Source organism: Teichococcus rhizosphaerae, assembly GCF_002631185.1.
GTDB classification, from domain to species: domain Bacteria; phylum Pseudomonadota; class Alphaproteobacteria; order Acetobacterales; family Acetobacteraceae; genus Pseudoroseomonas; species Pseudoroseomonas rhizosphaerae.
This window is the reverse complement of sequence record NZ_PDNU01000064.1, coordinates 1-8,058: the sequence shown is the minus strand read 5'-3', so window position 1 is coordinate 8,058 and position 8,058 is coordinate 1. Positions and strand designations below refer to the sequence as shown.

The 8,058-nt window shown below is 71.0% G+C and carries 8 protein-coding genes, 1 tRNA gene and 1 pseudogene; 7 read left to right on the top strand and 3 right to left on the bottom strand.

The features are described from left to right. The first annotated feature begins 94 nt into the window (after nucleotides 1-94). The 3 genes from CR162_RS20115 to CR162_RS20105 are packed head-to-tail and all read left to right on the top strand — an operon-like array spanning nucleotide 95 to nucleotide 2,561. On the top strand, nucleotides 95-1,282 hold the full coding sequence (locus tag CR162_RS20115; protein ID WP_099097293.1) for a phage portal protein: 1,188 nt from the start codon (nucleotides 95-97) through the stop codon (nucleotides 1,280-1,282). After that, nucleotides 1,282-1,539: a hypothetical protein gene (locus tag CR162_RS20110; protein WP_099097292.1), complete on the top strand. Its 258-nt coding sequence runs from the start codon at nucleotides 1,282-1,284 to the stop codon at nucleotides 1,537-1,539. Before CR162_RS20115 ends, CR162_RS20110 begins: the two co-directional genes overlap by 1 nt. Further along, on the top strand, nucleotides 1,536-2,561 hold the full coding sequence (locus CR162_RS20105) for a tyrosine-type recombinase/integrase (RefSeq protein WP_099097291.1): 1,026 nt from the start codon (nucleotides 1,536-1,538) through the stop codon (nucleotides 2,559-2,561). The genes CR162_RS20110 and CR162_RS20105 overlap by 4 nt, the downstream gene beginning before the upstream one ends. An 82-nt stretch (nucleotides 2,562-2,643) precedes the next feature. Here the strand turns inward: CR162_RS20105 and CR162_RS20100 are convergent. Beyond that, a tRNA-Ala gene (locus CR162_RS20100) sits at nucleotides 2,644-2,719 on the bottom strand. Nucleotides 2,720-2,828: 109 nt separating this feature from the next. Between CR162_RS20100 and CR162_RS20095 the strand changes: the two genes are divergently transcribed. The 4 genes from CR162_RS20095 (at nucleotide 2,829) to CR162_RS20080 (ending at nucleotide 5,245) form a co-directional block, all read left to right on the top strand. Beyond that, entirely contained in the window at nucleotides 2,829-3,122 is a 294-nt protein-coding gene (locus tag CR162_RS20095) for a YggT family protein (RefSeq protein ID WP_099097290.1), read from the top strand. Between the two features lie 7 nt (nucleotides 3,123-3,129). Then, the gene (locus CR162_RS20090) at nucleotides 3,130-3,435 is read left to right on the top strand and encodes a DUF167 domain-containing protein (protein WP_099097289.1); all 306 of its coding nucleotides are present in this window, start codon (nucleotides 3,130-3,132) and stop codon (nucleotides 3,433-3,435) included. After that, entirely contained in the window at nucleotides 3,432-4,274 is an 843-nt protein-coding gene (gene folD / locus CR162_RS20085; protein ID WP_099097288.1) for a bifunctional methylenetetrahydrofolate dehydrogenase/methenyltetrahydrofolate cyclohydrolase FolD, read from the top strand. The genes CR162_RS20090 and folD overlap by 4 nt, the downstream gene beginning before the upstream one ends. Before the next feature lie 152 nt (nucleotides 4,275-4,426). After that, nucleotides 4,427-5,245: a sugar phosphate isomerase/epimerase family protein gene (locus CR162_RS20080; RefSeq protein ID WP_099097287.1), complete on the top strand. Its 819-nt coding sequence runs from the start codon at nucleotides 4,427-4,429 to the stop codon at nucleotides 5,243-5,245. Nucleotides 5,246-5,306: 61 nt separating this feature from the next. On the opposite strand, the gene CR162_RS20075 is transcribed toward CR162_RS20080, so the two are convergent. Both CR162_RS20075 and CR162_RS20070 read right to left on the bottom strand, forming a co-directional pair. After that, nucleotides 5,307-7,604 carry an NADP-dependent malic enzyme gene (locus tag CR162_RS20075; protein ID WP_099097286.1) on the bottom strand — a complete coding sequence of 766 codons (2,298 nt, stop codon included), beginning with the start codon at nucleotides 7,602-7,604 and terminating at the stop codon, nucleotides 5,307-5,309. A 157-nt stretch (nucleotides 7,605-7,761) separates the two neighbouring features. Further along, nucleotides 7,762-8,058: pseudogene (locus tag CR162_RS20070) on the bottom strand (ABC transporter substrate-binding protein); the annotation flags it as partial.

Sequence of the window (8,058 nt, the reverse complement as noted above, 5' to 3'; positions counted from 1 at the left end):
CTTTCCCCGCCTACGCCGCCACCAGCGTGGAGGCGCGTCACCGGGGCGCGCTCTCCGGTGCTGCCTCCCGCCGCCGCTTTCTGGAGACGCTGTGATGGGCATCCTCTCCCACCTGTTCGGCAAGACCGAGGCCCGCAGCGCCACCAGCGATAGTTACGCGGAGGCGTTCGGCATCAGCCCCACCAGCTCCGGGGCCTATGTCTCGCCCCGCCTGGCCGAGAACCTGGCGACCGTCTCGGCCTGCATCGGCGCCATCAGCAGCACGATGGCCAGCCTCCCGGCCTACGTCTATCGCGCCCACGAGGATGGCCGGGAGGAGCTGCACGGCCATCCGGTGGCCCGACTGCTGCGCCGGCCGAACACCACGCAGACATGGCCCGACTGGATGGAATGGACCATGGCGCAGGTGCTGCTGCACGGGAACGCGCTCTCCGCCATCGAGTACGATGCCAGGGGGCAGGTGACGGCCCTGCTGCCGATCCCCTGGAGCAGCGTGCAGGTGTCCCTGCTGCCGTCCGGGCGGCTGGTCTATGACGTGACGCGCGTGGTGGCCCCCTGGGGCGGTGGCGGGCGGCCGCGCCGCTATCTGGCGGATGAGGTGTTCCACCTGCGCGACCGGTCTGACGACGGGCTGCTGGGCCGCTCCCGCATCAGCCGCGCGCCGGAAGTGCTGGGCAATGCCACGGCCCTTCAGGAATGGTCCGGGACGATGTGGCAGAACCAAGCCACGCCGAGCGGTATCCTCCAAGCGCCAGGAAACGTCACTGAGGAACAGCTCGCTCGAATAAGGGCGGTGACCGACCGGAATTGGAGCGGGGTGCGCAACGCGCGGAAGACGCTCATCCTGACCGGCGGCCTGGAATGGAAGTCGGTCTCCGTCAGCCCGGAGGATGCCGAAGTGCTGGCCAGCCGGCGCTTCACGGTGGAGGAGCTGTGCCGCCTGTTCCAGGTGCCACCGCCGATCGTGCAGGACTACACGCACAACACCTTCACCAACAGCCAGCAGGCCGCGCTGTGGTTCGCGCAGTTTAGCCTGACGCCCTGGGCACGGAAGATCGAGGCGGAGTTTGCCCGCAGCGTCTTCGGCACCAGCAGCGCCGACTGCACGCTGGAGGTGGACCTGTCCGGCCTGATGCGCGGCGACTACGAGGCGCGGTGGAAGGCGCACGAGATCGCGGTGAAGAACCAGATCCTCGACCCCAACGAGGTGCGCGAGGTGGAGGGATGGAACCCGAGGCCGGTCGCCGCCCCGCCGCCTGCGCCCCGGCCAGAGGTGGTGTGATGGCAGCCTATGACCACCTTCCCGCTGGCATCCTGCCCTTCCTGGTAGCGCGGGAAGCGGCGGCTGCGCTGGTCGGCGTCAGCACAACGAAGTTCGATGAGATGGTGGGGGACGGGCGGATGCCTGAGCCCCGCAAGGTGGATGCCCGCATTCTCTGGGATACGGAGGAACTGCGCGCGGCTGTGCGCCTCCTCCCCCGGCGGAGCGGCAAGGGCCAGGATGGCGGCTCCTCCTGGGATCGGGTTCTGGCGCAATGACCACCCTCAAGCTGCCCTTCGTTCATGAGTTCCGCAAAGGCCGGGTCACCTATCGGTACTTCCGGCGCGGGGTGCTGAAGATCCGGCTGCGCGGCCATCCGGGCTCGGCAGAGTTCATGACGGCCTATCAGAAGGCCCTGGCCGGCGAAGCGCCCGCCATCGGGGCGCTCAAGACCCGGCCGGGCAGCATGGCTGCCCTGGCGGCTTCCTGGTACGCCTCGCCGCGCTTCCAGGCGATGGCGCAGGCCAGCCAGACTCGTTACCGGCGCATCTTCGAGGAACTGCTGAAGCAGCACGCCGATGACCTGGTGCGCGAGCTTCAGCCGTCGCACGTGCGCTCCATCGTCTTCAGCAAGGCCAAGACCCCGGCGGCGGCCCGCGCCCTGCTGAACGTCATCCGGCAGGCCATGCGCCATGCCTTCGATATTGGCATGCGGGATGACCTTCCGACTCGGGACGTGCGCCCGCCCCGGTACAAGGCGAAGCCGCATCCGACCTGGACGGAAGAGGACATCGCGCAGTTCGAGGCGGCCCATCCCCTGGGCAGCCGCGCGCGACTGGCCTTGGCGCTGCTGCTCTACACGGGCCAGCGGTCGGGCGACGTGATCCGCATGGGGCCTCAGCATGTCCGCCAGGGCGCCATCGTGGTTCGTCAGCAGAAGACCGGAAAGGAAATGGCCATCCCCATGCACGGGGAGTTGGCCGAGGCGCTGGCGGCGCACCCTGGCGGGCATCTGGCCTTCCTGATGACCCAGCTCGGAGCGCCCTTCGCGTCGCAGACGGCCTTCTACAACTGGTTCCGCGAAGCGACCGAGAAGGCTGGTCTCAAGCTGCCGCCGCATGGGCTCCGCAAGGCGACCTGCTGCCGCCTGGCAGAGGCCGGCTGCACGCCGCACGAGATCGCATCCATCACCGGGCAGAGCCTGAAGATGGTGGAGCACTACACGAGGGAGGTGAACCAGCGCCGGATGGCGGCGCGCACTGTGGCGCGGCTTGCGAGGCCCGCCAGGACTGAAACCTGAACACGCGTTGGCTACCGGGGTCGAGCCGGTAGCCAACTGGAAGGCGAATTGTCTTGAAAAACAATAGAATAGAGCGCGCAGGTGGTGGAGCTGAGGGGAATCGAACCCCTGACCTCCTCATTGCGAACGAGGCGCTCTCCCATCTGAGCTACAGCCCCACACTCGCGCGGTGGGCGGCTTATCCCCGAGGTCGCGGCGCGAGTCAAGCGGTGCTTGCCGTGGGCGCGCGCGCTTCGTATCTCAGGGCCTCACGACAAGGGGATGGCGATGTACGCGGTGTTCTGGTTCGTCGATCAGGCGATCGGCCTTTATGTGTGGGCGCTCATCATCGCCGCCGTGTTCAGCCTGCTGGTCTCGTTCAACGTGCTGGACACCCGCAACCGCTTCGTCTGGGCGGTGGGCGACTTCCTCTACAAGATCACCGAGCCGGCGCTGCGGCCGATCCGCAACTTCCTGCCCAATCTGGGCGGCATCGACATCTCGCCGATGATCCTGATCCTGCTGCTCTACGCCTTCCGCATCTTCCTCTGGACCACGCTCTGGCCGCTGGTGGCCGGCTGAGCACGGCATGCCGAAGGGCTGGCGGGCCGTCGAGGGGGGCGTCGAGCTGCGCGTCAAGGCGCAGCCCCGGGCCCGCCGCGCGGGCCTCGCCGGCTGGATCGATTCGCCCGGCGGCCCGCGGCTGAAGCTGGCCGTGAACGAGGCGCCCGAGGATGGCCGCGCCAACCGCGCCATCTGCGCCCTGCTGGCCGGGGCGCTGCATGTCCCCCCTTCCGCCATCGCGGTGGTGCAGGGCGCCACGGCGCGGGAAAAGACCTGCCGGATCGCCGGCGACCCCGCCCGGCTGAGTGAGCAACTGGAGACCCTGGCATGAGCGCGAGCATCATCGACGGCAAGGCCGTGGCCGCTTCCCTGCGCGCGCGCCTCGCCGAGCGCGTGAAGGCCCTGCCCTACACCCCCGGCCTGCGCGTGGTGCGCGTGGGCGACGACCCGGCGAGCGGCGTCTATGTCCGCAACAAGGACCGCGCCGCGCGCGAGGCGGGGCTGGACAGCGCCACCCTCCAGCTGCCCGAGGACACCGCCGAGGCCGAGCTGCTCGCCCTGGTGCGCCAACTGAACGACGACCCGGCGGTGGACGGCATCCTGGTGCAGCTCCCGCTGCCGCGGCAGATCGACGCCGCCAAGGTGCTCGCCGCCATCGACCCGGCCAAGGACGTGGACGGCTTCCACGCGCTGAACGCCGGGCGGCTCGCCACCGGGCAGAAAGGGCTCGTGCCCTGCACGCCCAAGGGGGTGATGCACCTGCTGGCCGCCGCCGGCACCGCCATCGCCGGCGCGCGCGCCGTGGTGCTGGGGCGCTCCAACATCGTCGGCAAGCCCATGGCGGCGCTGCTGCTGGCGGCGGACGCCACCGTCACCGTGGTGCATTCCCGCACCCGCGACCTCGCCTCCGAGTGCCGCCGCGCCGAGATCCTGGTCGCCGCCGTCGGCCGTCCGGAGATGGTGAAGGGCGACTGGATCGCCGATGGCGCCACCGTCGTCGATGTCGGCATCAACCGCCTGCCCAGCGGCAAGCTGGTGGGGGATGTGGACTTCGCGGCGGCGAGCGCGCGCGCGGCGGCCATCACGCCGGTGCCGGGCGGCGTCGGGCCGATGACCATCGCCTGCCTGCTGGAGAACACGGTGGACGCGGCCATCGCGCGGCGCGGCTGACGGGAGATCCGGGCGGCGGCCTCTCCATCGCCTTCCGCCCCTTTCCCGGCCGGCTGGCCGGGCCAAACGTCATCGCGCTGTCGCGGCGCTGTCATGGCGGTGTCGCGGAGCGGGCTTAGGCGGGCGGGCTCACGCCACCGCGAGAGCACAGCATGACCGACAAGCCCATCCTCGGCGCCGCCCTGACGATCGAGGGCATCGCCCGGCACCGCGACTGGCTGCTGGAGAAGCCGCGCGACCTGGAGATCCAGGACCTGCACAAGGCCGAGGTGCTGGACGGCGACTGGCGGCCCCTGGCGGAGCGCCTGCGCGCCCTGCTCGACGGGCACACCGGCCGCGTCGGCCTGCACGGGCCGTTCTGGGGCTTCAAGATCGACAGCCATGACCCCGAGATCCGCACCGTGGTGCGCCGCCGGCTGCTGCAGGGGCTGGAAGCCTGCGCGGCGGTGGGCGCCACGCAGATGGTGGTCCATTCCCCCTACTCCACCTGGGACCACCACAATCTGGACGCCTTCCCCGGCGCCCGCGAGCAGCTGCTGGAGCGCGCCCAGATGACGCTGCGCGACGTGGTCGCCCGCGCCGAGGACATGGGCTGCGAGCTGGTCATCGAGAACATCGAGGACAAGGACCCGCGCGACCGCATCGCCCTCGCCGCCTCCTTCAACAGCCCGGCGGTGCAGGTCTCGCTGGACACGGGGCATGCCCACTACGCGCATGTCAGCACCGGCGCGCCGCCGGTGGACTTCCATGTCCACCTGGCCGGCGACGCGCTGCGCCATGTCCACCTGCAGGACACGGACGGCCATGCCGACCGCCACTGGAAGCCGGGCGACGGCACCATCCGCTGGGCGAGCCTGTTCGACGCCCTGTCCCGCCTCGATTCCCGCCCGCGCCTGATCCTGGAGCTGCGGGACGCGGCCCGCCTCCGCCAGGGCGCCGCCCATCTGGAGGCGCTGGGCCTGGCCGAATAGGGCGGGGCCGCTTCCGGAGGTGGGGAGAAAGGGGGAGGGGCGCGGCCCCTCCCCTCCGGCCTCAGCGCCGGATGGCGGCGTGGCCGGCGAAGCAGGCCATGTCGAGGATCTGCCCGACGCTGCTGCCCATGTTGACGATCTGCACCGGCTGCGACAGCCCGACCATCAGCGGCCCGATGCTGGTGGAGCCGGTCAGGTGCGGCACCGCCTTGGTCAGGATGTGGGCGGCGTGCAGCCCGGGCATGACCAGCACATTGGCCGGGCCGGTCAGGCGGCAGAAGGGGTAGAGGGCGCGGAGCTGCGGGTTCAGCGCCACGTCCGCCGCCATCTCGCCGTCATACTCGAAGTCGGTCTCCTGGGCGTCCAGCACCCGCACCGCCTCGCGCACCGGGCCGGTGATGGTGCCGCCCGGGTCGCCGAAGGTGGAGAAGGACAGGAAGGCCACGCGCGGCTCCAGCCCCAGCTTGCGCGCCTCGGCGGCCGACTGGCGGGCGATGGAGGCGAGCGTCGCGGCGTCGGGCCGCTCGTGGATGGCGGTGTCCGCCACCAGCACCGTGCCGGCGCGGCGGGAGAGCATCAGCGTCAGGCCGAACAGCACCGTCTCCGGCGCCTGGTCGATGACGTTCATCACCCCCTCCAGCGTGGCGGAGGTGGAGCGGGTGATGCCGGAGACCATGGCGTCCGCGTCGCCCAGCGCCACCATGCAGGCGGCGAAGGTGTTGCGGTCCTGGTTCACCAGGCGCTGGCAGTCGCGGAACAGGAAGCCCTGGCGCTGGCGGCGCTTGTAGAGGAACTCGGCGTAGCGGGTGTTGCTGTCGGACAGGCGGGCATTGTGGATCTCGATGCCATCCGGCAGCGGGATGCCCAGCGCCGCCACGGTGGCCATCACCCGGTCCTCGCGCGCCACCAGCACCGGCGTGCCGTAGCCCGCGTTGCGGAAGGCGATGGCGGCGCGGATCACCTTCTCCTCCTCGCCCTCGGCGAAGACCACCTTCTGCGGGTTGGCCTTCAGCCGCTCGGTGATGGCCTCCAGCGCGCCGGCGCCGGCATCCAGCCGGCCGCTCAGGCTGCGGGCGTAGCGGTGCAGGTCCGGCAGCGGCTTGCGCGCCACCCCTGATTCCATCGCGGCCCTGGCCACGGCGGGGGAGACGCGGGCGATCAGGCGCGGGTCGAAGGCGTGGGGGATGATGTAGTCGGGGCCGAAGCGCAGGCCGCTGCCGCCGCCGGCGCCGGTCACCTCCTCCGGCACGTCCTCGCGCGCCAGCATGGCCAGCGCCTCGGCCGCCGCGATCTTCATGGCGTCGTTGATGGTGCTGGCGCGCACGTCGAGCGCACCGCGGAAGATGAAGGGGAAGCCCAGGACGTTGTTCACCTGGTTCGGGTAGTCCGAGCGCCCGGTGGCGATGATCACGTCCGGCCGCACGGCGCGCGCCTCGTCCGGCGTGATCTCGGGGTCGGGGTTGGCCATGGCGAAGATGATCGGGTTCTTCGCCATGGAGCGCACCATGTCGGCCGTCACCGCGCCCTTCACCGACAGGCCGAAGAAGGCGTCCGCCCCTTCCAGCGCCTGCGCCAGCGTCCGGCGGTCGGTGGCCACGGCGTGGGCCGACTTCCACTGGTTCATGCCTTCCGTGCGGCCGCGCCAGAGCACGCCCTTGGTGTCGCACATGGTGATGTGCTCGGGCCGCATGCCCATGGCGCGCACCAGCTCGGCGCAGGCGATGGCGGCGGAGCCGGCGCCGTTGATGACGAGGCGCGTGTCCTGCAGCGCCCGCCCCGTCAGGTGGCAGGCGTTGATCAGCCCGGCGGCGGCGACGATGGCGGTGCCGTGCTGGTCGTCATGGAACACCGGGATGTCCATCAGCTCGCGCAGGCGCTGCTCGATGACGAAGCACTCGGGCGCCTTGATGTCCTCGAGGTTGATGCCGCCGAAGGACGGGCCGAGATAGCGCACGGCGTTGATGAAGGCGTCGGTGTCCTCGGTGTCGATGCAGAGGTCGATCGAGTCCACGTCGGCGAAGCGCTTGAACAGCGCGGCCTTGCCCTCCATCACCGGCTTGCCGGCCAGGGCGCCGAGATTGCCGAGCCCCAGCACGGCCGTGCCGTTCGAGATGACGGCGACCATGTTGCCCTTGGCCGTGTAGTCATAGGCCAGGGACGGGTCGCGGTGGATGTGCAGGCAGGGCTCGGCGACGCCCGGCGAATAGGCGAGGCTGAGGTCGCGCGCCGTGGTCAGCGGCTTGGTCAGCCGGATCTCCAGCTTGCCCGGCTTGCCCTCGGCGTGCAGGGCCAGCGCCTCCTCGGCGGTGATGCGGGCGGTGCGCGTGTCGCCCACCGGTAGCTTCTTCGTGTCGTCCATGGTCCTGCGGGCTCCCGTTCTTCGCCCCCCTTTATGTCGGCGCGGGGCGATGCGCGGAAGGCGGCCGCTTCGCAGGTGCGGCAGGGCGGCCGGAAGAAACGGTGCCCTCCAGGCCGCCGCCAGGGTTGCCGCCAGGGTTGCCGCCAGGATTGCCGCCTCAGGCGCGGCGGACGCTCCACGGATAGGGGGCCGTGCCCTCCAGCAGGCCGGTGAGGTCGCCGCGGAAGGCGGTGCGCAGCGTGAACTGGCCGAGCGGGATGGTGGCCACCTCCTCCAGCCCGAGCCGGCCCAGCGCCTGCGCCGCGCGGCGCTGCGCCGCCTCGTCGGTGGCGTAGAGCCATTCCTCGGTCAGCGCCTCGGCGCGCTCGCTCTTCCACCAGCCGAACCAGCCGGCCTCGCCCTGGCCGCGGATCAGCGGCGACATGGCGGGGCTGCCATAGAAGGTGGCGGGGCC

What these genes read in the sequence shown, in the direction of transcription:
- CR162_RS20115 (WP_099097293.1), top strand. Translation starts at nt 95, where the DNA reads ATGGGCATCCTCTCCCACCTGTTCGGCAAGACCGAGGCCCGCAGCGCC.
- CR162_RS20110 (WP_099097292.1), top strand. Translation starts at nt 1,282, where the DNA reads ATGGCAGCCTATGACCACCTTCCCGCTGGCATCCTGCCCTTCCTGGTA.
- CR162_RS20105 (WP_099097291.1), top strand. Translation starts at nt 1,536, where the DNA reads ATGACCACCCTCAAGCTGCCCTTCGTTCATGAGTTCCGCAAAGGCCGG.
- CR162_RS20095 (WP_099097290.1), top strand. Translation starts at nt 2,829, where the DNA reads ATGTACGCGGTGTTCTGGTTCGTCGATCAGGCGATCGGCCTTTATGTG.
- CR162_RS20090 (WP_099097289.1), top strand. Translation starts at nt 3,130, where the DNA reads ATGCCGAAGGGCTGGCGGGCCGTCGAGGGGGGCGTCGAGCTGCGCGTC.
- folD (WP_099097288.1), top strand. Translation starts at nt 3,432, where the DNA reads ATGAGCGCGAGCATCATCGACGGCAAGGCCGTGGCCGCTTCCCTGCGC.
- CR162_RS20080 (WP_099097287.1), top strand. Translation starts at nt 4,427, where the DNA reads ATGACCGACAAGCCCATCCTCGGCGCCGCCCTGACGATCGAGGGCATC.
- CR162_RS20075 (WP_099097286.1), bottom strand. Translation starts at nt 7,604, where the DNA reads ATGGACGACACGAAGAAGCTACCGGTGGGCGACACGCGCACCGCCCGC.